The following is a 22668-nucleotide window of genomic DNA, read 5'->3' on the forward strand; positions in this document are numbered from 1 at the left end:
ATTAATCTTTTAAGATTTTCTGAGAAACCGGCTGGTTATTTACTGTACCTGTAACAATATAGTTTCCTTTTGTTAATTCAGCAACGTTTAAGATCGTAGAATCTTTTGCAGAAGTTTTTACAACCTGTCCGAACATGTTATAAATCTTAACATCTTTCACCTGAGAACCGAAAACGATCTCATCATCCTGAACAAAAGTATTTTTAATGAAGTTTCCTTTTACGTTTTTGATGTCAGAAACTGCTAGAGAAGAATTGGAGCTTACTGTAACATTATCAAATCTAAGAGCACCACCTATTGCATAACTACTAGAAGTTCCAATTGGTGAATAAGTTACCCCGTTCGCAGGATCAAAAACAGATACTACTCTAACGGCAAAGTTTGCATTATTATTAGCAGCTGCAGGCATAGTTGCTGTAACAGTTGACCAACTTCCGGCAATTGTAGATGGAGAAGCTGTTGCATTCACCCAAGTAGAACCATCAGTAGTATATTGTACCTGCGCATATTTAGAAGCAGTATTTGATCCATAAAGATCTAAAGAAATTGATATATTAGAATATCCTACCGTACTAACAGAGAATCTAACTCCCGCAGTTCCTGATGCAGTTCCCTGAGCAGGATAATTAATAGTTGAATGAGACTTTCCTGACGTAGGATTTCCTTGTGGATAAGGAGTCGAAGTGTTTTCAGTTACTCCACCAATGTAGGCAAGAGTCCCGGTCCCTGTAGTAGCACTTATACTACTTGCATCAAAATTCCATTGAGTAATTGTTGTTTGCGCAAAAGCAGCAACGCTTATTATTACCGTTGCAAAAAGTGAATAAAACTTTTTCATAATCTATTTTTTTTGATATTATTAATTTACCTGACAAAATTACGTCTATTTTTTAATTCAAAACAATAATCGGGTTAATTTTCTGTTAATAATCCTAAAACCATTACTATTAACAATTTTTAGTTATTTTTACCAATTATTTATAGAGGGCTTGCGAAATTATCTTCTAATATTCGTGTTTCTTTTCATGGGCATATTTTCGGGTAATGCGCAAATATTCACGTGGAAAAATCCAAACCTTCCTAAAGATAAAGATACAATAAAAATTGATACTCTTTTCACTTTTAAGAGAGATAGTATATTTGCTCTCAGAAAAGATAGCATTATAGCAGCCAAACTTGAGCAGGATATTTTTGCCAAAGACACTCTTGATTTTGTAAAAACCAATAACAAAATCATCGTTGATGAAGCCGTTCTGGCTAAAAATGATAAAAAAAGATTTTTAGGAGAGCTTAATTCAAAAGGTTCTATTATCCGGGGGATCACCTTTGGTAATAATCAGGGGCAGTCTGTACAAAGCTCCATGGATCTGCAGATCTCCGGGAGGCTTTCTAAAGATGTAACAATCCTGGCAAGTATATCAGATCATAATTTGCCTATTCAGGCAGATGGATATACTCAAACCTTAGAAGAGTTTGACAAGATCTATATGCAGCTTAATATTAAGGATAAATCTATCCTGAGAGCCGGACATCTGGATCTTGTGGAAGCGAAAAATTATTTTGCCAAATATCAGCGTCGAAGTATGGGATTGGAATTCCAGACGGAATTTGGGAAAGATAACAAAACCTTTGTTGATGTTTCTATGGGTGTTGCGCGAAGTGAATTCCACAGAGTGCGTTTTCAAGGAGTTGAAGGAAACCAGGGACCTTATCGTCTCACGGGTAAAAATGGAGAACAATTCATCACTCTTATTTCCGGATCGGAGCAGGTTTTCATAGATGGTATTTTAATGAAGCGCGGTGAAAATCAGGATTACATCATTAATTATAATACGGGCGAAGTTACTTTTACCAGTTTCCGTCCTATTTTTCAACAGAACTTTATCACCATCTCTTATAACTATACCAATAGAAATTACTCGAGGTATTTGTTTACAGGAAAGGTTGAACATAAAAGAGAAAAGCTAAGATTAGGTTTGAACTGGTTTATGGAGAATGATAATAAAAATGCTCCATTGTCCCTTAACCTTTCTCCTGAAGATGAACAGATTTTGGCAAATGCAGGAAATGATCCTAATCTAATGTACGCACCTTCCGGAGTAGTTACGGAATATGATGTAAACAAAATCTTATACCGCCTTATTCAGAATCCTAATGGAAATTATTATGAATTCTCCACAGATCCTAATGAAACTCTTTATCAGGTTTCTTACACTTATTTTGGAGCCAATCAGGGGGATTACAAAATTACACAAACTACTAACAACGGACGTGTTTTTGCCTATGTAGGACCCAATATGGGTGACTACAGAGCTGTAAGAAAGCTTCCTTCTCCTCAAAAATCTCAGGTTTATTCAGTAAATTCCGAATTCCTGTTAAAAGAAGGAAAGATAGGTGCAGATTTCTCTTTAAGTAATTATGACGTCAATTTATTTTCTTCCAGAGATTCACAACAAAATATAGGCTATGCCGGACGTATTTTCGGGAATAAGACTTTCACCAAAAATAATTGGAAAGGTACTCCAAGTTTTGAGTATCAGTACATAGATAAGCAGTTTCATATTTTAGACAGGATCAATGATGTGGAATTCTCCAGGGATTTCAACTTAACTCAGGAATTCAGTGGAAGAACTCAAAACAGGTTTATTTTCAGTTTCTTAAATAAATGGAACAATAAATCTACTTTGAACTACCGTATCAATTACCTTGATGAGCGTGATTCTTATAAAGGAATTAAAAACGATCTGGATTTTGGCTGGATTACCGGAAAATTCTTCACAAAAGGAAATCTTTCTTACCTAAGCACTAATGCAACGCTTCAGGATACCAAATTCATAAGAGGTGGAGCTTCTACTGAATATGTGGGTAAAAAAGGAAGCTGGGCCATTGGAGGAAGTATGGAGCATAATGAAAAGAAGTACAATGATACCCAACTCATGGATGTAACCAGTTTCAGCTGGAAAGAAATTTTTGTACAGAAGAAAATTGGCGACAGTACGAGAACCAAATTATTGACGAAGATCTATATGAGGGACAACGATTCCGTACGTGATAACCGATTGCAAAATATGAACAATATTTTAGGAATCATGGCTGAAAGCCAGATTATTAAAACGGAGCGAACCACCCTGAATGCTTTATTGCATTATAGAAAATTCTTTTATCAGAATGCAGATGCTGATATGACCAGAAATAATGATTTTGTGGTAGGAAACATTCTTTACAACCAGCAGCTTTTCCGAAACGGAATGCGTTTACAGGCATTTTATGAGCTGGGGAACGGACAGGAAGCTCAAAGAGAATTTCAATATATAAAGGTAACGGATGGGCAAGGAATTTATAAATGGACGGATTATAACGGAGATGGAATTCAGCAGCTTGACGAATTTGAGATTGCAGAATATTCGGATTTGGCTCAATATATAAGAATTTACACCAACTCTGTAAGATACCTTCCATCCAATAAAAACAAGCTCCAGTTGGCATTATTTGTGAACCCATCGATCATTTTCAATTCTGAGAATTCTTTTTTAAAGCGTTGGAATTTCAATATCTCTTTAAATTCCCAAAACTCTTTCTATAAAAAAGATAAAGTTCTGGTATTGAATCCTTTCGAAAAAAATGAAGATCAGATCCTTAAAAACCAGAATATTTTAACCTCAGTTCAGTTCAGTCCTACTGAAAAATCAGGTTGGAATGGAAATTATCGTTTTATTTCTAACGACAACCTCATCAATGCCAATTTCAGTAATGAAGAAAGGGAGCAGACTTCCCATTTTCTGAATATCGGATATTGGTTCAATAAGGAGTTCAGAATAGACTGGGAGAATTCTGTACATGATATTCGGAATTCATCTCAATTGTTCCAGACCCGTGATTACCGTTTGAGTAATTTTGAAACGAAACCTAAAGCTACTTATAAATTCACAGATGCCATCCAGGCTGAACTTTCTTCTGCTTACCGTCAAAAACAAAGAGTTGATGGTGAAGAATTCCTGAAAGCATTTGATATTACAGGAACCATTCAATGGGAACGTAGGAAAACTTCTATCCGCGGGAACTTCTCATTCATTAATAATGATTTTACCGGAAATAACTTTAGCATTGTAGGAAACCAGATGCTTGACGGGCTGAAGCCAGGGAAAAACCAAGTTTGGAGTGTCTTCATACAGCAAGCTATTAATTCTTTCTTACAATTGAACTTAAATTATGAAGGGAGAAACTCAGGGGATAGAACCATTCATATCGGAAGTATGCAGGTGAAGGCTAGTTTCTAGCTGATCATTAAAGTTAATTCCTGTCAAAGTTAGAGTCAATCATTCATCATTTATTCTAATAGATAATATCAGTCTGATAGAAAGTTAGAAAATTCGTAAATTTGCGCCATGACAAAAATAGGCAACATAGAACTGCCGGAATTTCCGCTTTTGCTGGCTCCGATGGAAGATGTAAGTGATCCCCCATTCAGACGCCTATGCAAAATGCATGGGGCAGATCTGATGTATTCGGAATTTATTTCTTCCGAAGGCTTGATTCGTGATGCTATCAAAAGCCGAAAAAAATTAGATATTTTTGATTATGAAAGACCTGTTGGAATCCAGATTTTCGGAGGTGATGAAGAGGCAATGGCTATGTCCGCAAGAATTGTAGAAACCGTAAATCCAGATTTGGTAGACATCAATTTTGGCTGTCCGGTGAAAAAGGTGGTTTGCAAAGGAGCTGGAGCCGGAGTATTAAAAGATATTGATCTGATGGTCCGCCTTACAAAGGCTGTAGTAAGCTCCACGCATTTACCTGTAACCGTAAAAACCCGTTTAGGATGGGACAGTACTTCCATTAATATTGATGAAGTGGCAGAACGTTTACAGGAAACAGGAATCAAAGCTTTAACAATCCACGCAAGAACCCGTGCGCAAATGTATAAAGGAGAAGCAGATTGGGAACATATTTCAAGAATTAAGCAGAATCCCAATATTGAGATCCCAATCTTCGGAAATGGGGATGTAGATTCTCCAGAAAAAGCATTGGAATACAAACAAAAATATGCCTGCGACGGAATCATGATCGGTCGTGCCGCTATCGGATATCCATGGATTTTCAATGAAATCAAACATTTTTTTGCTACTGGAGAACATCTTCCGGCGCCTACCATTTCAGACAGGTTATTAGCTGTTCGTCAGCATGCTGAATGGAGTGCTGAATGGAAAGGTGAAAGATTAGGTTTGGTTGAAATGAGACAGCATTATAGCAATTATTTCCGTGGAATCCCGCACTTCAAGGATTTCAGAAAGAAATTCCTGGAAGTTTTCACTTTAGAAGAAATGGATGCTCTGATCAAAGAAACCCAAGAATTCTACGCAGAATACCAACAAGCATAAAAAAGAACCATCGGCTGATTTCGATGGTTCTTTTTTATTATTCAAGAGTATTTATTTAATATTCTTCTGAAGCCGATTGATTTTTAATTAAAGCTAATGCTGAAGATGTTCCAATTCTTTTTACTCCCATATTGATCATTTTTTCTGCATCTTCTGGAGTTCTCACTCCTCCGGCTGCTTTTACAGGCAGTTTTCCTGCATGGTCAAGCATAATTTTTATTCCTTCAAAAGTAGCGCCATTGGGCTTTCCTCCTGTAGTTTCAAAAAAACCTGTTGATGATTTGACGAAGATATGGGATAAGTCTTTTTCGGAAAAATTCTCTTCTGCCCAGGCAGAAATATGTCCAGTAAGATCAGCAATCTGTTCATCGGTTAAAGCTGCAATTTCAATAATCCATTTGGCAACTTTATGATGGGTAAGACATAGTTGTGTACATTGTACGAACTCTTCTTTTACCTGTTCTTTATTTCCTTTAAGATAAGCATTATAATTAATAACAAAATCCAATTCGTCTGCTCCGTCTTGGATTGCTTTGGAGGCTTCGGCCAGTTTTTCATCGATAGAATACGTTCCTTCGTGAAATCCTATCACCGTACCTACTACCACATTTGAATTCCTTTCCTGAAGATATTTTTTAATCTCGGATACATACTCCGGGCGGATCATTACGGCAAAAATCTCATTGTCTATGGCTTCCTGTGCAAGATCTTTATCTTTCTGTAAAGTTTCTTCTTCTGAAATCCCCGATTGTGAGGGTGTTTTCAAATAAGTTGAATCCAAATACTGAGCAATATTCATAACTCTTATACTTTCAATTGTCTGTTAATTCCTTGTTCCAAAGATATGAAAGTTTCTGTTCTCGTTACTCCTTTTAGCTTTTGAAGTTTGCTGAGAATCTGCATCAAATGATCATTATCCTTACATAGCACCTTTAAAAAGATGGTGTAATTACCTGTAGTGTAATGCGCTTCCACTACTTCATTAATGTCTTTTAAAGATTTTACCACATCCGGATAATGGCTCGGCTGATCCAGAAACACTCCTATATAAGAAGTAACTTTGTAACCAATTTTCTTTGGATTCAAGAATGAAATTGAATTTTCAATAACTCCGGCATGTTCCAGTTTTTTAATTCTCTGGTGTACTGCTGTAGTTGAAATTCCGACGTTTTTTGAAATGTGCGCTAAAGATGTCTTAGCGTTGTCCATCAACATATAGATAATCTCTTTGTCAATGGAATCTAAATGATAACTTGTGGTACTTGAATTTTTCATTTTCTACTTTTTTTATTCATGTTTTTACTATAAGCATTCAAATTGTACAAAAACCGGAAAATGATCGCTATAGCCTCCCAAATATCGGGTACCTGCAAAGGTCCGAAAAGGGCGACCTTCGAATCTTCTGTCTCGACTGCTAATTTTTTCAGAATTAAATACTTGCGCATTCTGAAATACCAGACCTCTATTTTCAAAAAAGGATTTTGATAATAGAATCTGATCAAATAACAATCCAGATTTATAATGAAAAGTAGAATATTTTCTTGTAGAGAACAACTGCTGAAAAGGGTTTTCCAATACTTTTCTATGGTCGTCGTCGTAGAGAATCTTTACTAAATTTTCATCATCTGGGTTCTCGTTAAAATCACCACACAAAATCACATGCTCGTTTTCTGCATTTACAATATTCAAAATTCTTTCACGGATTTCTCCGAGTATAAAGGATCGTTTTGGCTTATTAGGATCTTTATCTCGCTTTGAGGGAAGGTGCGCGATAAAGACATTAATAATCTCTTCTTTATATTTTATTTTTGAATAGAGTACATCCCTAGTTGTGTCGTAATCCCCTGTGTTTTTATCTATAATCTCGAAGAAGAAGGAAATGGGCTCAGAGTCCATCACTTCTATCTTTTCTTTATCATATAGCATAGCCACATCTACCTTTCTTTCATCCATGGAGTTGTAATGAACAATCCCATAATTTGAATTAAAAGGTTCCATTTTTACCAGCTCTTCCAAGACTTTCCTTCCGGAAACTTCGGATAAACCAATTATAAATGGTAAAACACCATTCTCCTCCTTCATCAACTGGAAAACGTGTGAGATCTTAAAAAGCTTATTCTTGTATTTCCGTTCGTCCCAATTCCGTAACCCTGAAATGGTAGGGTCTAGTTTATGTACTGGTTTTGGGTCCGGCAAAAACAAATTTTCAACATTGTAAAAACTGAACAGCTCCATCAACACACATTTGTATTCTTAAATTTTGGCACTTAATTTCAGAATGTAAATTTATTATTTTTTTTTTAATATGATTAATTAATTTATAATATATTAAAATTAATTTTATACTTAAAATACAGTCAATCAACTAAACAATAACAATTAATTCGCCCATATATTATTAAAGTTTTCAATCATTGCAAAATATGTACCATTAATACTCAATTTAAAATAAAAATAGAACATTAAAAAACAAAGAAAAAAAACAATGCAATAAATAACATATCGCAATAATTATTAACCGTTATTAGTATTATAACGATTAATTTCCTCTTTTTATTCTAAATAATCCCAAAAATATCGTCAAAATTCAGAGCAATTCAGTTTGTGTATCCTGTATTAAAGTAAATCCGGCCGTTTTTCCTTAGTGATTCTTACAGCTTCTTCATGACGCCATTCTTCAATCTGAGCAAAATTACCGCTTAGCAGAACTTTAGGAACTTCCAGACCTTTATAGCTTTCAGGTCTTGTATAGATAGGAGGTGATAAAAGATCATCCTGAAAACTATCCGTTAATGCACTTTGCTCATCATTTAAAACTCCTGGAATTAGCCTGATCACACTATCAGCAAGCACACATGCCGCTAATTCTCCACCGGTAAGAACATAATCTCCGATTGAAATTTCTTTGGTAATATGCAGATCTCTCACGCGCTGATCGATCCCTTTGTAGTGACCACACAGAAAAATCAGATTATTTTTTATAGAAAGTGTATTGGCAATTTTCTGATTCAAAGTAATTCCATCCGGTGTAAGGTAAATCACCTCATCATAGTTCCTCTGAGATTTAAGTTCAGAAATGCATTTATCCAAAGGCTCCACCATCATGACCATTCCTGCTCCACCACCATAGGGTTCGTCATCAATTTGTCTATGTTTATTCGTTGACCAGTCTCTTAGATGATGAAAATGTACTTCAGCCAATCCCTTATCCATTGCTCTTCTTAAAATAGAGGTTTTAAAAGGGCTCTCCATCAGTTCCGGCAGTACGCTTATGATATCAATTCTCATTGTAAAGTTCCGTTTTTCTTATTAGGTAAAATAATTAATCGCAGAGAGGAGTCTTTGTTAAAATAGCTCCACATCCAGTTAAAGAAAATCGCTAGCTTATTTCTCACGCTCAAAATTAGCATTAAATGCAGAAACATCCAGAAATACCATGCTAAAAATCCTTGGAATTTAAAAAATGGTAAATCTACCACAGCTCGATGCTTCCCGATAGTAGCCAAAGAACCTTTATCATGATACTCATATTCACTCCATTCGCTAAGGTTTTTTTTCAGCAGATTTTTACCTAAATTTTTTGCCTGCGTTATAGCGACATTAGCAACTTGAGGATGTCCCTGTGGATATTTCGGGGTTTCCATAGACGCTATATCCCCTATTGCAAAAATATTATCATACCCTTTTACTTTATTATACCTGTCAACAATATATCGGTTCTTGATTAATTTTTCTTCCGGAAAACCTTCAACCACATTTCCCGTGACTCCGGCAGCCCAAATTACATTATTGGAAGGAATCTGTTTTCCGCTCTTCATATATACTTTATCTCCGTCATATTCAGTAACGTATTCTCCACTTAAAAAATCCACCCCAAGCTCCTTAAGATATTGTTCGGATTTTTCCTGAGCTTCCGAGCTCATTACAGCAAGAGGCTTTTCCGTAGAGCTTACCAGTATAATTTTAAGATGCTTAAAGTTCATATATGGATAATCCCTCGGAAGAATTTCTTTTTTCATTTCCGCAAATGCTCCGGCTAACTCTACACCTGTTGGCCCGCTTCCTACAATAACAATGTTCCAGTTTCCATCATCGCTACGGCTTTTCTCAATGATCAGTTTTTCAAAAGTCATTAAGACATGGTTTCTGATACTGATGGCTTCCTGGGTGTTTTTCATGGCAAAAGCTTTGCCTTCGAGATCTTTATTCCCGAAAAAATTGGTTTTACACCCTGTCGCAATGATCAATTTATCATAAGTAAATTCAGCTTCATCGGTAATTACTTTATTATGAGCAGGATCAATCTCTTTTACTTCCGTCAAACGGAATTGTGTATTCCTGGATTGCTGAAAGATTTTTCTGAAAGGGAATGAAATATTGGAAGGTTCTATCCTTCCACACGCTACCTGATAAAAAAGCGGCTGAAACATATGATGATTCACCCTATCCAGGAGAATCACTTTTTTATTTTTATTGTTTAAGGTCTTTGCAAGCTGTAATCCTGCAAAGCCACCGCCTATGATAATAATTTTTTCGCGTGTTTCCATATTACACAAATTTACTGAATTTATTTAGCATTTTAGATCGTAAAAAGTTAGTTTTGCAAAACTTTATGACGAAAAAAAAGTACTCCAAAAAGACTGCCAGAAAGCTCCATAGCAACAGACGAAAGAATTATTTTTTCCGTCGAAAAGTCGTATTGGCGATTTTAATTATTGCTCTTATCGGGACCGGATTATATCTGAAACAGTCTATCAGTTATTATTACGCTTTATACTTCAATAAATTCACCCACAAGAAACTTCATAACAGTGAAAAAGAAATGGTGAGAATTCAAAAGATTCTTTCTTCCAATCTGGATAAAACCTATGGCTTTGATATTTCCCATTACCAGAATAGAGAAGACATCAAATGGGACAGCCTCAGCATCGGAAATAAAACCATCCCTTTAGAATTTGTGGTCATGCGCGCAACGATGGGAAACCGTAGTGCAGATAAGCATTTTGATGATTTCTGGGAACTGGCTAAAAAACATGAGCTGATCCGCGGAGCCTATCATTTTTACAGAGCTGATGAAGATCCTGTAATCCAGGCCAATAATTTTCTGGAGAATGTAAAGCTGGAAAGTGGTGACCTCCCTCCTATTCTGGATATTGAAAAAATCCCTAAACGGAAAACCAATAAGAAACTGATTGAGGATTTAAAAGTTTGGTGTAAAATCGTTGAGGAAGCTTATGGAGAAAAGCCAGTCATTTATACCTATTATCATTACTACAAGGATTTTTTAAAAGGTGAATTCGACGGTTATCCGCTTTGGCTGGCTAACTATAATGATGTCCCTATTCCATCGCCTAATGATGAATGGGATTTCTGGCAGTTTACAGAAAACGGGATCGTACATGGGATCAATACCAAAGTGGATCTGGACATTTACAATGGCAACACGTGGTCTTTAAAGAGATTGACGCTGGATTAATTCTTTAGAAAATCTATGACATCCCGGTTAAGTTCATCTGCAACCTCGAATGGAACGTAATGAGAAGCATTTGTATAGATCTTCAACTTAGAATTTCTAAGTTCTTTTGCCAACATTTCTGTATGTTCTTTTTTGATGACATCATTTTCCCCGGCAATTACAAAAACCGGGCTGGTAATTTTGTTTAATGCTTTTTTGTTGATATCCGGTTCATGAAGCATCAATGTCAGTAATCTGGCTTCCTTGATTTTGTCTGGTGTGTTTTCAAGCTTTAAAACCTGCGCTTTTAATTTAAAATTGTTCAACAGGCTTTTTTCTACTCCTTCCGGAAAAGCATTTGCTCCAATGATGATCAGTTTATTAAGATTTTCAGGGTATTTCAGACTGAATTCCAGTCCGGTATTTCCTCCGTCGCTCCAACCCATAATGTTTACCTTATGTAAGCCCAAATGATCCATTAAAGATTTTAGGTCATCTGCAAATATTGTATAGGTAAGATTATTTTGAATAAGATCCTTACTTTTTCCTTGTGCTCTTGTGTCCAAGGCAATAATTTTAAAGTGTTTTGAAAGTTCCGGGATCTGCTTATAAAATTCTTTAATGCTTCCCCCGTTTCCATGAAGCAAAACAAGAGGTTGCCCTTCTCCGTAAACTTCATAATATAGTTCCGCATCTTTCAGCTCCAGTACTTTTCCGGCGGAATCGTTTTTGCCATATACTGAATTTTCAGATTCTTCATTGTATTGAGCGATGTCCGGCGTCAACATAGAGAGTTTTTCATGCTGATCCTCTTCCATTTCATCTTTTATATTTTTACCATTTTTATCAACTTTCACATCAATATTTATAGCCGGAGCAGCTAATGTCATTTTTTCCCAATTCCCATAAAATTTTCTGATAAAACCTGTCCTGAATAAAGCCGCACTGATCGTTACCTTTCCTTCAAACTCTTTTAGAAATTGAATTCCTATAAAAAACTTTCCTTGTACCCAAATATTTCGATCATTCACATCCAGTACAAAAGTTCCGGATTTTATCATATCTTCGGTAAGCTTCACCGTAATTTCTTCATCAAGAATATTCTGATCCGGAAAACCATTTTTCTCACTATAAATCACATAACGCATTACAACCGGCCTGTCTGATTGATAGCTTGCAACATTCAGATTAATATTTTTAATCTTTGATCTTTTACTTGCATTAAATTCCAGTGCTGTTTCTCCCAGGAAATCTTCCCTACGGAGTTCCGGATTCACAGAGTATAACACATGTTTAGTCTTTGTATTTACACCCCAGTTTTTATCCACGAATTTTTTAGGGGTGAGTTTTACTTCCTGTATATTTTTAACTTTTTCTTTTAAGAATATTTTCTGATCATTATTCTTGATAAAATCTAAAACAGATGTTGTATAATTCTCGAATCCCGCTACTTCAATCCTTATTTTATGCGTTTTATCTGCTTGGGAAAGATCAATGGAAAATTGACCGTTTTCATCAGAGATTGTTCCGGAGGTCTCTTTTTCAACACCTATTTTCACATAAGGAATCGGTTTATTTTCTTCACTTGAAAAAACTGTCCCGGAAATCACCTGTGCATAACCGTATATTCCGGAAAGTAAAAGAAATAAAGCAATAAAGTTTTTCATGGTAAAAATTTGACACAAAAATCTTTATTTCTTGCATGCAAAACTCATAATGTCTTATTAAATTTGAAGCTCATTTAGTTAAATTTATTAAAATATCACTCCTCTGGTCACAGAAACATCTTACTTGAAGGGCTTTCTCTGAATCCATTCTGTTTTTGGATTTAAATAAACAAAAACTCTTTCCATATAAAGATTCAATAATCTGTTATTATGTTTTATCAATCCAAAGATTTCCACGGGTTCTGCTCCAATGGTAGATTTTATTTCTAATGCTGTTCTTCCGAAAATAATCCTGCTGAACTGATGATCAATTCCGAATTCCACAATATCCAGCAGCATATTCAGATACAATTGTTTTTCTTTCTGAAGAATTTTATCATAGCCTAGAAAATAGGTATCAATATCGCTATTGTTGAGAATCAAGGTATAAAAACCAATTAACTTTTCATTGAAAAAGTATCCGAACATTTTCAGATTCTCACCTAAGTATTCTTTCATTTTTTCAAAATGATTCTGAGCAAGAAAAAAAGTATTGAATGGTGCATTTTCAGCCACATTCTGATACAGCAGATTCATTTCCGGCTGATATTTTCTAACTGCTTCCAAATTCAGCTCTCTTTTTTCAATTCCCTGAAGTTTCTTCTTCGCAGTTTTCGCTCTGGTCCTGTATTTGGTAGAAAAAGCATTAAGATAATCATCAAAACCCACCCAATTTTTCTTTAGCTTTAACATCATATTAGGCTGCACCGAAAATCGGAAATAATCTTGGTGATTTTTTCCATGAAAAGAATTAATAAATCCGGATTGGTAATCTTTGTAGATAATCAAAGCCGTTTTCTTTTTTTCTTTTTGCATATACTCAACGGCTTCATCCAGAAGAGGAATCACCTGTTCCAGTGTTATCTTTGAAGAATCAAAATAAAATCCGTTCTGACCGGTAAGCATATTATTTCCCAGGATCATTACATCTTTTCCCAACTTTCTGGCAAAAAAGTTTCTGATGCTGCACCAAACCTGATTTTTTTGAAAAGTGGAATGATACTGAAAATCCAGATATTGAAATAATGCGCCTCCGATTAGCTCACCTTCTTTGAAAAACCCCATATAATAACATTTCATATTATCAGGAGCAGAGCTTTCCAGAGCACTGAAATATTCTTTGGACAGCATAATATTATGATTGCCAATCACAGCATTCCAGTTCAATGGTAATCCGGAAACACTATTATATATTGTAAACGTATAAGACATAAAAAAGGCTACTTTTGCAGCCTTGTTCAATTAAATTATTATTTTATTTCTGTGTTACCCAATGAAAACCATCTGCGGCATACCATCCACAAATGAGTCCCCCCATAATAGTAATTGTAATAGCCCAATAAGCTACATTGATAAAGATATATTTCCATGATCTTCTTTCGAACATAGCATTAATTGCAAATATGGGAAAAACAAAAAAAAGCACTGCCAAAAATCCATGTAAAGCACCATGGCCAAAAGAACGGTAAGCCATCCCATACTCTTTCATGAACGTAAAATAAGAGGGTGTTGCATGAGATTCATCTCCACCCATCATTCCGGAAGCCCCAAACTGATGTATCGTGAGAAACTGCATGAAAAAGGAGATAAAAAATGATAAAATAAGGGTAAAAATAAAAATCATCGCCATATTGCCACCTTTCATTTTTTCTTCCGTCATTCCGGATGCTTTCATCCAGGCTGTTCCTGCAACTTTAGGATGATACCAGATAAACCCAATAATAAGCGGAACCAAAGCAGCTACTAAAATAGCCAGAAAATTGAATTGTAACATAGTATTAGTGTTTAGTTTGTATATCAAATCTACATTAAAAAAACATTATAAAGCCATCAAAATTCAATTTTCTAATAGAAAAATTATTCATTTATTAAAAAAACCAACTAATATTTGAAATATTTTCTGTAAATCATGAAGAGTTTGATCGGGTTCAGCAATAATTCCATAAATGATTTGCGGAATGGCTGGTGTAAATTCCAGCATTAAAGCAAAAAGAGGAATCAACAGGTATAATAATATTGGAAATTGCAGTTTGAAAGAGACTTTTTTGATCATTGCGTTCCACATTATTTTTATCCTTTCTCTGTCATTCCACAGAATCAAAAAGCACAGTAAAAAATAAAAAGTAAACCTTTTAGCAAATGGGATTGCCAAGCTTTCCGGCATAAAGCTGATATCCATCAACAAAATATTAGCTGCAATCGGGATAAAGAACATGACTCCTAAAATAGCCGTCCTGTTAAAAAGCAGCAGAATACCTGTTATCATCTGTAAAATCCCGATAACTATCTTAAAAGGCTCGTGATCAAACAAATACCACATCACCCGGAATAAGGATAAATCTTTAATCGGGGTAGCCATTTCCCCGGCAGAAATCCCAAATTGTCCGTCATCTGTCAATTTGCTATAACCATAATTTAAAAACGTAATGGCTAGTAAAAAGCGCGCCACCAGAATAAAATATTCCCAATATCTTTCTTTCGATATAGTACGTAATTTTGTGATCATGTGAATAGGGTTTTAGAATAGGTATATTTAAAATTTTTCTTGTTACATTTTCGTATTTTTGCCGCTGAATTTAAGTTTCAAATCAAACTATTTATATCCAATGAATTACGTTTCCGTCGAAAACCTTACCAAATCATATGGCATCAAAATTTTGTTCGAAAATGTCTCTTTCCATATCAATGAAGGTGACAAAATTGCCATTGTAGCCAAAAACGGAAGCGGAAAATCCACTCTCCTTAAAATTTTAATGGGTAAAGAAATTGCAGACAGCGGAACAGTGAATATTAACAAAGATATTCAGGTGGTACTATTTGACCAGGAGATTGATTATGACCCGAATCTTACTGTTGATCAATTTATGATGACCCTTGATTCAGAACCTATCCAAGCCCTTAAAAACTATCACAAGTCATTACATTCTACTGATAATGCCTTTATTGAAAAAGCATTGGCCGAAATGGAAGTTCACAAAGCATGGGATCTGGAAAATGAAATGAAGCAAATCCTTTCCCAGCTTAAAATTACCAATCTGGAAGCTAAAATGGACACCCTTTCCGGAGGGCAGATCAAGCGTGTTGCCCTAGCCAAACTCCTGACTGAAACCAGAGCAGAACACCGCCATACTCTATTAATTATGGATGAGCCAACCAACCATTTGGATGTAGAAATGGTAGAATGGCTTGAAAATTATCTGAATAAAGCCAAGATTACTTTATTACTGGTAACTCACGACAGATATTTTCTGGATAGTGTTTGCGATATTATCTGGGAAATGGAGGACAATAATCTATATGTTCATAATGGTTCTTATGCGGTTTATCTTGAGAATAAGATGATTCGTGAAGAAAATCTAAACGCGACCATTGATAAAGCCAACAATCTTTACAGAAAGGAGTTGGAATGGATGCGCAGACAGCCAAAAGCGAGAACCACTAAATCCAAAAGCAGAATTGATGCATTCTACGAGACTGAAAAAGTAGCCAAAACAGACACTAGAAAACAAGGTCTTGAACTGGACTTTGAAATGAAACGTCTCGGTAAAAAAATTCTGGAACTTAAACATATTGATAAAAGTTTCGGAGATAAGGTTTTATTGAAGGATTTCAGCTATCAGTTTCAACGGGGAGAGAAAATAGGTATTATCGGGAAAAACGGCGTGGGAAAATCTACTCTTTTAAATATCATTCAAGGTTTTGAAAAGGCTGATAAAGGGGAAATTGAAACCGGTGAAACGATTTCTTTCGGTTACTTTTCTCAAAAAGGATTGCAATATAAAGAAGATGAGAGAGTCATTGATTTTATTAAAGAAATTGCAGAATTCTATCCTTTAGCCAATGGTAAAAGTCTTTCTGCTTCTCAGTTCTTAAGACTGTTTTTATTTGACGATCAGACGCAGTACTCACCTATTTCCAAACTTTCAGGAGGAGAAAAAAGAAGATTGCACTTGATGTATATCCTTTATCAAAACCCTAATTTCCTGATCTTCGATGAACCTACGAATGATCTTGATCTTCCTACCCTAACCGTTTTAGAAAATTTCTTGCAGCAGTTTCAAGGCTCCTTGATTATTGTTTCTCACGACCGCTATTTTATGGATAGAATCGTGGATCATATTTTAGCATTTGAAGGAAATGGAAAAATCAAAGATTTTGTAGGAAACTTCTCTGAATACAGGGAAGCCAAGAGCAGAGAGGAAGCTTTAGAGAAAAGTACAGCTTCAAAAACAGAAACTGTAAAGGAAAATACTCCTATTACAAATAATTCTCAATCTAACAATTCAAAAAAACGAAAGCTTACGTTTAAGGAACAAAGAGAGTTGGAAGCCATTGAAAAAGAGATGCCGGAGCTGGAAGAACAACGATCAAAAATACTCGGTCTACTCAATAATGAAACTGATTACGAAAAAGTAGCCAAATTTTCTGCTGATCTGGAAACAGTTTCAGAACAACTGGAAAATCATGAAATGAGATGGCTGGAATTACAGGAAATTTTGGGAGAAGCATAGTTTAAAAAAAGTATCGGCGGAGCCTTTGGCTCCGCCGATACTCTTTATTTCAGATCTATAATTTTTTCTTCTGCTGCACTTTCCAAAGCAGCATCAATGATTTTCATATTTTGCACAACCTCTTTTCCGGGTGAAGGCAATGGATATCCAAAAACGATATGTTCATAGATTGCCTGGTAATAATTCATATAATTTCCGGGTTCGCTGGAGGTTAATACTCTTTCGGTTTCCGAATTAGCATTTAAAAAGTTTAAAATTCCATCTGCATCTTTTAAAGGTAAAGTCCAGTTTTCACCATATTCAGGAATAATGCCTGCAACCAGTTCATTTTCCTGATCATCCGATCTTTCTTGCAAGAAACTTCCTTTGCTTCCATGGAGTATATAAGCATAATGAGCCTCTTTGCTAAACACAGAAGATTTCAGTCGGACTCTTAAATTATCCCTATAGTATAGGAGAATCTCAAAATAATCATTCGCGAACTCGCTACCTTTCATTGAAAACACATCTGCAAACAATTTTTCAGGGTACCCAAATAATTGGACTGCCTGGTCCACTAAATGAGCTCCAAGATCATGCAGTGATCCGGAACCTGCTTCAATCGGGTTTTCTTTATGTTGTTTTCCACTTGGCTCTGTACGGAATCTGTCAAACCGGATTTCCACTTCCTTCATTGTTCCCAACTTGCCATCATTAAGAATTTTTTGGACCTGAAGAAAATCACGATCAAATCTCCTGTTTTGATAAACACTTACGAAAAGACCTTTTTCTTCTGCTAATTTCACCAGTTCTTCTGCTTCAATGACATCTACTGTAAACGGTTTTTCAACAATAACATTTTTCCCTGCTTCAAGAGCCATTTTTGCATATTCAAAATGGGTCTGCACAGGTGTATTTACGACTACTAGTTCTATATCGGCATTTTGAAGCATTTCCTTTACTGAACGATAAATAGTTGTTTCCGGATATTTTTCCTTTGAATCATTTTTACTTCTTTCTACTACAGCCGACATAAAAAATCCCGGATGCTCTTTCAGGAAAGGAGCATGAAAAACTTTACCACTCATTCCAAAAGCACAGAGGCCCACTTTTACCAATTGCATAATCTATTTTTTTAACAAATATATCCTAAAATTTTCATTACAACTCTTATGATATCGGTATAAAATGAACGCTAAAAAGCTAAGTATGATAAATATCAGAAATTTTATCTTTAATTATTCTAAATAATACTTACTTTTGCGCTTTATTTAAAACCACTCTAAATAAAGTAGAATGAAAAAGCAACTTATTTCCTTAGGATTTCTTGTGACATCTCTATCTCTAAGTGCCCAGATGAAATATTCACCAGATTCTGATACCATTAGAATTCAGGTCATTGAAGACGTTAATCTTCACAAAACGGGTAATCCTAATAAAGCTAAGCCACTATCCACAAAATCTAACCTTACGGTAATGGAAACTCCACAGCCGATTGCCATTGTAACTCATGAAATTATTGAGCAGCAACAAGCAAAACAGCTGAGTGATGTGATACAGAATGTAAACGGAATGTACGTTACTTCATCCAGAGGAAATTCGCAGGATAGTTTTGGAGGTCGAGGTTTTATTTTGGGAAATGACAATATCTTCAAGAACGGATCTAGAATCAACAGCGGTGTATTCCCTGAAGTAAGTGGTCTGGAAAGAGTTGAAGTATTGAAAGGAGCTAATGCTATGCTTTATGGAAATACTGCGGCAGGTGGTGTTATTAATATGGTCACAAAAAAACCAAGATTCAATTTCGGCGGAAGTATTGGATTGAATGCTGGAAGTTGGAATTCTTATAAACCGACAGTAGATATTTACGGGCCTTTAACGAATAAAATTGCGTTCAGAGTGAATGGTGCCTACGAATATGCGGAAAGTTTCAGAGATGTAGTACAATCCGAAAAATATTATTTCAATCCATCATTCTTATTCAATATCGGAGAAAAGTCCCAGTTAATTATTGAAGCAGATTATCTTAAAAATGATTTTACTCCGGACTTTGGTATTGGATCTATTACACAAAAAGATGGTTTAACATATGAGCTTAATACTTTATTGCCTAGAAATGCTTTCGTGGGTGCAGATTGGCAATATCAAAATGTTCAGCAGGTTTCTACCAATGTTACTTTTAATCATCAATTCAGTGACAGATGGACTTTGAATGCAGTTGCTTCTTACCAGAACTATACAAAAGATTATTTTTCTACAGAGAGAGTACAATGGACATATGATAATAACAACCGTCTGAGATGGGATCGTCCATTAAATAAGACATTCAACGAACAAAACTATACGTCATTGCAAGTAAATGTAAACGGGGAGTTCAATACAGGAAGTATCAACCATAAAGTATTGATTGGCACAGACGGTGACTATGGTATTCAGAATAACTACACCTACAACAATCCTACAAAATATGGAACTAATGGAAATACTTCTAACGGTTTTATTTATATGGATGACCCAAGTACATGGGCGAGCGGAGCTATCCCAAATGCTTCTTTAAAAGACAGAACCAGAATTCCTACTCAAAGGTTTGGAGTATACGCACAAGATTTTATCAGTCTTACTAAACAATTAAAAGTAATTGCTGGTCTACGTTGGTCCTACGTGGAAACAATGGTTAACAAGAAAAATACTTTTGCGAATAGCGAAGGAGATGTGGAGGTGAAAAATACGGCTATTTCAAACACAGCATTCTCACCGAAAGCAGGGCTTATTTTTATGCCAAATGATAATTTATCCGTATTTGCAACCTATACGAATTCATTCGTTCAAAACACAGGGCAGGATATTTACTTGCAGGCTTTAAAACCAACAACTATTGATCAGTATGAAGCAGGTGTAAAGAAGAATTTCTGGAATAATGCTCTTGCAGTTAATCTAACGGCATATCAGATTGTTTATAATAATTATTACCAAACAGCCCCATTCTTAGCGAATGGAAGTGCAAATAGTGATTCTTTCTTTAAAGAATTTGCAGGTAAAATGAGAAGCCGTGGTGTAGAATTGGATATTACGGGTAATCCTATGGAAGGTCTTTCCATCATTGGAGGGTTCTCTTATAATAATTCAGTTTACCTTGATACTCCGAATACTTTCGGATATGTTGAAAAACAAAGATTAGTAAGAACTCCGGCAACTACTGCCAATGCATCCGTATTCTATACGTTCCAGAAATTTGTTAAAGGATTGAAAGTTGGAGCAAGTGCTTATTACATTGGAGATCGTTTAGCAGGTTGGAATGATACCAAAACCGGAGCCAACAGTTTAGCCGCAAGAAACGGTGTCAGCAGAGTTTTTGAGCTGAAAGATTATACAACAGTTGCTCTTTCTTTAGGTTACGAATGGAAGAAATTCTCTATCCAGGGGAAAGTGGGCAACTTATTTGATGTAGTGAATTATAATGTTCACGAAAACTACTCTGTAAATCCTATTACTCCAAGGAATTATTATTTCACTTTAACGTATAAACTTTAAGAATTAAATAAATAATTTTCTCATAAAGTGGAAATTGCATTTTTGCAGTTTCCACTTTTAAAATTTAAAACAAAACTATAGATATGGATAAAATAAAAGACACCAGAAGCTTCATGAGAGTTACACACCGGTATTTGGGATATTTTCTTGCCGGAATTATGGCTGTATATGCTGTAAGCGGGGTTTTATTGGTTTACAGAGATACTGATTTTTTGAAAAAAGAAAAAAAGTATGACAAAACTGTTGCTAAAAACCTCTCTGAAAAAGAATTGGGCAAAGAATTAAAAATCAAAGGATTGGAAGTTGAGAAAACGGAAGGTGATATCATGCATTTCAAACAGGGAACTTACAATAGTTCGACCGGAGAGGCCAAATATGCCAAAAAAGAGCTGCCTTTTGTCCTGGATAAAATGACAAAGTTGCATAAATCTCAATCTAAAGATACTTTATCTCCACTGAATACTTTCTTTGGAATCTCTCTATTCTTCTTCGTTATTTCAAGTTTCTGGATGTTTAATCCTAAAACAAAAGCATTTAAAAGAGGAATGGTTTTTACTATTGCTGGCTTAATAGTTTCAATTATTTTATTATTTATATAATTCTTTAAAAAGGGCACGAAAAAATGAAAAATAATCAAATATTATTTTTCACACTATGGATATTTATTTTGTAAAATTTGCCTAATCATGAGCGTTCTGGCACATTTATTGTTTTTTACCTGCTTGACAAATGATAAACATTCAATATTAAAATTATAAATTATGAAAAAACTAATTTTAACAGGAATATTAGCTGTAGCAGGTTTAGCTACAACAATGAATGCTCAGATTCAAAAAGGGAACTGGTTAGTAGGAAGTAGTCTTATTTCCAGCAATTTTGGACTAAATACAGGAGGAGGATATAATATTGCATTACAGCCAAAGGGTGCCTATTTTATTGAAGATAATGTGGCGATCGGTGGATATGTTGATTTAGGAATCAATAAAGTTACTAACGGAAGTCCTACAGAATTTGTTTATGGAGTAGGTGGTTTGGGACGTTATTATTTATCTCCGGGAGAAAAAGGGGTAGATAACCTTTTACATCACGGACGTTGGTTCCTTGAAGGAAACGTGGGAATCGGGGGAAGATCTGTTGAAAACGGAGATTCTACCACTGGTTTAGACTTTGGTGCAGGTCCTGGTTATTCTTATTTTATTACACCGAACATCGGTTTGGAAGGTTTGGTAAAATATAAAGGTAGAGCCGGATTTGGTAGCGAAGGATTAAACTCTAATATCACATTCAATTTAGGTTTCAGTATTTATCTGCCGACTTCAAAAGCTAAGCAGGTAATCAAAGAGGTACAATAATCACTTCTACATATATAGTGAAAGCGCCCCGAAAATATTTTCGGGGCGTTTTCGTACAAATTAAAACTAAACTATAAAAAATCAAATAAATCACAAATTAGGTTGCGGCGTATATCTTAGATAGGGTTTGATTTCCCTGACTCCTTTTGGAAATATCTTTCTGGCCTCTTCCGTGGAAACCGTTGGCGGAATAATTACATCGTCTCCTTCTTTCCAATTGACAGGAGTGGCCACCTTATGAGAGTCTACAAGCTGTAAAGAATCCAGCACTCTCAGGATTTCATCAAAATTTCTTCCTGTAGATGCAGGATAAGTAATAATCAATCTTACCTTTTTGTCAGGATCAATGATTAATAAAGAACGAACGGTGGCAGTTGCCGAAGCATTAGGATGTATAAAGTCATACAATTCCGATATTCTTCTGTCTTCATCAGCAATAATAGGAAACTGTACATCTGTGTTCTGGGTTTCATTGATATCTTTAATCCAGTTTTGATGATCATCCACACCGTCAACACTTAAAGCGATTACTTTTGTATCTCTTCGGTCAAACTCTGACTTTAATTTCGAGGTAAGGCCTAATTCGGTAGTGCATACTGGTGTATAATCTGCCGGATGAGAAAATAGAATTCCCCAGGAATCTCCTAAATAATTATAAAAATCAATATCTCCGGCAGTGGAAACCGCCTGAAAATTGGGTGCTGTATCTCCTAGCTTAATAGACATAATATTTTGTTTTACTAGTCTACAAATTTA

At 35.4% G+C, this 22668-nt stretch carries 19 protein-coding genes; 7 read left to right on the plus strand and 12 right to left on the minus strand.

Annotation, left to right across the window (positions count from 1 at the left end):
• Nucleotide 1: 1 nt before the first annotated feature.
• Complete coding sequence (locus EGI05_RS07535; RefSeq protein WP_123262409.1) at nucleotides 2–838, minus strand: T9SS type A sorting domain-containing protein; 837 nt, start codon at nucleotides 836–838, stop codon at nucleotides 2–4.
• A 187-nt stretch (nucleotides 839–1025) separates the two neighbouring features.
• Between EGI05_RS07535 and EGI05_RS07540 the strand changes: the two genes are divergently transcribed.
• Nucleotides 1026–4277, plus strand: a complete 3252-nt coding sequence (locus EGI05_RS07540) for a hypothetical protein (RefSeq protein ID WP_123262410.1) — start codon at nucleotides 1026–1028, stop codon at nucleotides 4275–4277.
• Nucleotides 4278–4385: 108 nt separating this feature from the next.
• A complete protein-coding gene (gene dusB / locus EGI05_RS07545) occupies nucleotides 4386–5378 on the plus strand; it encodes a tRNA dihydrouridine synthase DusB (RefSeq protein ID WP_123262411.1) in 993 nt (330 codons plus the stop codon).
• A 55-nt stretch (nucleotides 5379–5433) separates the two neighbouring features.
• Here dusB and deoC read toward each other — a convergent pair whose 3' ends face one another.
• The 5 genes from deoC to EGI05_RS07570 all read right to left on the minus strand — a co-directional run bounded on the left by deoC (nucleotide 5434) and on the right by EGI05_RS07570 (nucleotide 9925).
• On the minus strand, nucleotides 5434–6177 hold the full coding sequence (gene deoC, locus EGI05_RS07550; protein ID WP_123262412.1) for a deoxyribose-phosphate aldolase: 744 nt from the start codon (nucleotides 6175–6177) through the stop codon (nucleotides 5434–5436).
• Between the two features lie 5 nt (nucleotides 6178–6182).
• A complete protein-coding gene (locus EGI05_RS07555; protein ID WP_121460094.1) occupies nucleotides 6183–6653 on the minus strand; it encodes an Lrp/AsnC ligand binding domain-containing protein in 471 nt (156 codons plus the stop codon).
• Between the two features lie 27 nt (nucleotides 6654–6680).
• Nucleotides 6681–7613 carry an endonuclease/exonuclease/phosphatase family protein gene (locus tag EGI05_RS07560; protein ID WP_123262413.1) on the minus strand — a complete coding sequence of 311 codons (933 nt, stop codon included), beginning with the start codon at nucleotides 7611–7613 and terminating at the stop codon, nucleotides 6681–6683.
• 381 nt (nucleotides 7614–7994) lie between these two features.
• Entirely contained in the window at nucleotides 7995–8666 is a 672-nt protein-coding gene (gene trmD / locus EGI05_RS07565) for a tRNA (guanosine(37)-N1)-methyltransferase TrmD (protein ID WP_123262414.1), read from the minus strand.
• Nucleotides 8663–9925, minus strand: a complete 1263-nt coding sequence (locus tag EGI05_RS07570) for an NAD(P)/FAD-dependent oxidoreductase (RefSeq protein WP_123262415.1) — start codon at nucleotides 9923–9925, stop codon at nucleotides 8663–8665. The genes trmD and EGI05_RS07570 overlap by 4 nt, the downstream gene beginning before the upstream one ends.
• Nucleotides 9926–9990: 65 nt before the next feature.
• On the opposite strand from EGI05_RS07570, the gene EGI05_RS07575 reads away from it, so the two are divergent.
• Nucleotides 9991–10854, plus strand: a complete 864-nt coding sequence (locus EGI05_RS07575) for a glycoside hydrolase family 25 protein (RefSeq protein WP_123262416.1) — start codon at nucleotides 9991–9993, stop codon at nucleotides 10852–10854.
• On the opposite strand, the gene EGI05_RS07580 is transcribed toward EGI05_RS07575, so the two are convergent.
• From EGI05_RS07580 to EGI05_RS07595, 4 genes are all read right to left on the minus strand, one after another.
• Entirely contained in the window at nucleotides 10851–12500 is a 1650-nt protein-coding gene (locus EGI05_RS07580; protein WP_123262417.1) for an alpha/beta fold hydrolase, read from the minus strand. The two genes, EGI05_RS07575 and EGI05_RS07580, sit on opposite strands and share 4 nt — an antisense overlap.
• Nucleotides 12501–12620: 120 nt before the next feature.
• Nucleotides 12621–13751, minus strand: a complete 1131-nt coding sequence (locus EGI05_RS07585) for an 8-amino-7-oxononanoate synthase (protein ID WP_134197333.1) — start codon at nucleotides 13749–13751, stop codon at nucleotides 12621–12623.
• Nucleotides 13752–13794: 43 nt separating this feature from the next.
• Nucleotides 13795–14313, minus strand: coding sequence for a DUF1761 domain-containing protein (locus tag EGI05_RS07590; protein ID WP_123262419.1), 519 nt, complete (start codon nucleotides 14311–14313; stop codon nucleotides 13795–13797).
• 87 nt (nucleotides 14314–14400) lie between these two features.
• Nucleotides 14401–15045, minus strand: coding sequence for a DoxX family membrane protein (locus EGI05_RS07595; RefSeq protein WP_123262420.1), 645 nt, complete (start codon nucleotides 15043–15045; stop codon nucleotides 14401–14403).
• A 100-nt stretch (nucleotides 15046–15145) separates the two neighbouring features.
• Between EGI05_RS07595 and EGI05_RS07600 the strand changes: the two genes are divergently transcribed.
• Nucleotides 15146–17050 carry an ABC-F family ATP-binding cassette domain-containing protein gene (locus EGI05_RS07600; protein WP_123262606.1) on the plus strand — a complete coding sequence of 635 codons (1905 nt, stop codon included), beginning with the start codon at nucleotides 15146–15148 and terminating at the stop codon, nucleotides 17048–17050.
• A gap of 44 nt (nucleotides 17051–17094) precedes the next feature.
• Here the strand turns inward: EGI05_RS07600 and EGI05_RS07605 are convergent, their stop codons facing one another.
• Nucleotides 17095–18153 (minus strand): Gfo/Idh/MocA family oxidoreductase, encoded by a 1059-nt coding sequence (locus tag EGI05_RS07605; RefSeq protein WP_123262421.1) that lies wholly within the window; start codon nucleotides 18151–18153, stop codon nucleotides 17095–17097.
• 172 nt (nucleotides 18154–18325) lie between these two features.
• On the opposite strand from EGI05_RS07605, the gene EGI05_RS07610 reads away from it, so the two are divergent.
• The 3 genes from EGI05_RS07610 (at nucleotide 18326) to EGI05_RS07620 (ending at nucleotide 21912) form a co-directional block, all read left to right on the plus strand.
• On the plus strand, nucleotides 18326–20560 hold the full coding sequence (locus EGI05_RS07610) for a TonB-dependent siderophore receptor (RefSeq protein ID WP_123262422.1): 2235 nt from the start codon (nucleotides 18326–18328) through the stop codon (nucleotides 20558–20560).
• 83 nt (nucleotides 20561–20643) lie between these two features.
• On the plus strand, nucleotides 20644–21159 hold the full coding sequence (locus EGI05_RS07615; protein ID WP_123262423.1) for a hypothetical protein: 516 nt from the start codon (nucleotides 20644–20646) through the stop codon (nucleotides 21157–21159).
• 162 nt (nucleotides 21160–21321) lie between these two features.
• Nucleotides 21322–21912, plus strand: a complete 591-nt coding sequence (locus EGI05_RS07620) for a hypothetical protein (protein WP_123262424.1) — start codon at nucleotides 21322–21324, stop codon at nucleotides 21910–21912.
• A 90-nt stretch (nucleotides 21913–22002) separates the two neighbouring features.
• Here EGI05_RS07620 and EGI05_RS07625 read toward each other — a convergent pair whose 3' ends face one another.
• Nucleotides 22003–22638 carry a peroxiredoxin gene (locus tag EGI05_RS07625; RefSeq protein ID WP_123262425.1) on the minus strand — a complete coding sequence of 212 codons (636 nt, stop codon included), beginning with the start codon at nucleotides 22636–22638 and terminating at the stop codon, nucleotides 22003–22005.
• Nucleotides 22639–22668: the final 30 nt, after the last annotated feature.

This window comes from Chryseobacterium daecheongense, from assembly GCF_003729955.1.
Taxonomy (GTDB): Bacteria; Bacteroidota; Bacteroidia; order Flavobacteriales; family Weeksellaceae; genus Chryseobacterium; species Chryseobacterium daecheongense.

What these genes read in the sequence shown, in the direction of transcription:
- EGI05_RS07540 (WP_123262410.1), top strand. Translation starts at nt 1,026, where the DNA reads ATGGGCATATTTTCGGGTAATGCGCAAATATTCACGTGGAAAAATCCA.
- EGI05_RS07620 (WP_123262424.1), top strand. Translation starts at nt 21,322, where the DNA reads ATGAAAAAACTAATTTTAACAGGAATATTAGCTGTAGCAGGTTTAGCT.
- EGI05_RS07615 (WP_123262423.1), top strand. Translation starts at nt 20,644, where the DNA reads ATGGATAAAATAAAAGACACCAGAAGCTTCATGAGAGTTACACACCGG.
- EGI05_RS07580 (WP_123262417.1), bottom strand. Translation starts at nt 12,500, where the DNA reads ATGAAAAACTTTATTGCTTTATTTCTTTTACTTTCCGGAATATACGGT.
- EGI05_RS07575 (WP_123262416.1), top strand. Translation starts at nt 9,991, where the DNA reads ATGACGAAAAAAAAGTACTCCAAAAAGACTGCCAGAAAGCTCCATAGC.
- EGI05_RS07595 (WP_123262420.1), bottom strand. Translation starts at nt 15,045, where the DNA reads ATGATCACAAAATTACGTACTATATCGAAAGAAAGATATTGGGAATAT.
- EGI05_RS07555 (WP_121460094.1), bottom strand. Translation starts at nt 6,653, where the DNA reads ATGAAAAATTCAAGTACCACAAGTTATCATTTAGATTCCATTGACAAA.
- deoC (WP_123262412.1), bottom strand. Translation starts at nt 6,177, where the DNA reads ATGAATATTGCTCAGTATTTGGATTCAACTTATTTGAAAACACCCTCA.
- EGI05_RS07535 (WP_123262409.1), bottom strand. Translation starts at nt 838, where the DNA reads ATGAAAAAGTTTTATTCACTTTTTGCAACGGTAATAATAAGCGTTGCT.
- EGI05_RS07590 (WP_123262419.1), bottom strand. Translation starts at nt 14,313, where the DNA reads ATGTTACAATTCAATTTTCTGGCTATTTTAGTAGCTGCTTTGGTTCCG.
- EGI05_RS07570 (WP_123262415.1), bottom strand. Translation starts at nt 9,925, where the DNA reads ATGGAAACACGCGAAAAAATTATTATCATAGGCGGTGGCTTTGCAGGA.
- dusB (WP_123262411.1), top strand. Translation starts at nt 4,386, where the DNA reads ATGACAAAAATAGGCAACATAGAACTGCCGGAATTTCCGCTTTTGCTG.
- EGI05_RS07605 (WP_123262421.1), bottom strand. Translation starts at nt 18,153, where the DNA reads ATGCAATTGGTAAAAGTGGGCCTCTGTGCTTTTGGAATGAGTGGTAAA.
- EGI05_RS07560 (WP_123262413.1), bottom strand. Translation starts at nt 7,613, where the DNA reads ATGGAGCTGTTCAGTTTTTACAATGTTGAAAATTTGTTTTTGCCGGAC.
- trmD (WP_123262414.1), bottom strand. Translation starts at nt 8,666, where the DNA reads ATGAGAATTGATATCATAAGCGTACTGCCGGAACTGATGGAGAGCCCT.
- EGI05_RS07610 (WP_123262422.1), top strand. Translation starts at nt 18,326, where the DNA reads ATGAAAAAGCAACTTATTTCCTTAGGATTTCTTGTGACATCTCTATCT.
- EGI05_RS07585 (WP_134197333.1), bottom strand. Translation starts at nt 13,751, where the DNA reads ATGTCTTATACGTTTACAATATATAATAGTGTTTCCGGATTACCATTG.
- EGI05_RS07625 (WP_123262425.1), bottom strand. Translation starts at nt 22,638, where the DNA reads ATGTCTATTAAGCTAGGAGATACAGCACCCAATTTTCAGGCGGTTTCC.
- EGI05_RS07600 (WP_123262606.1), top strand. Translation starts at nt 15,146, where the DNA reads ATGAATTACGTTTCCGTCGAAAACCTTACCAAATCATATGGCATCAAA.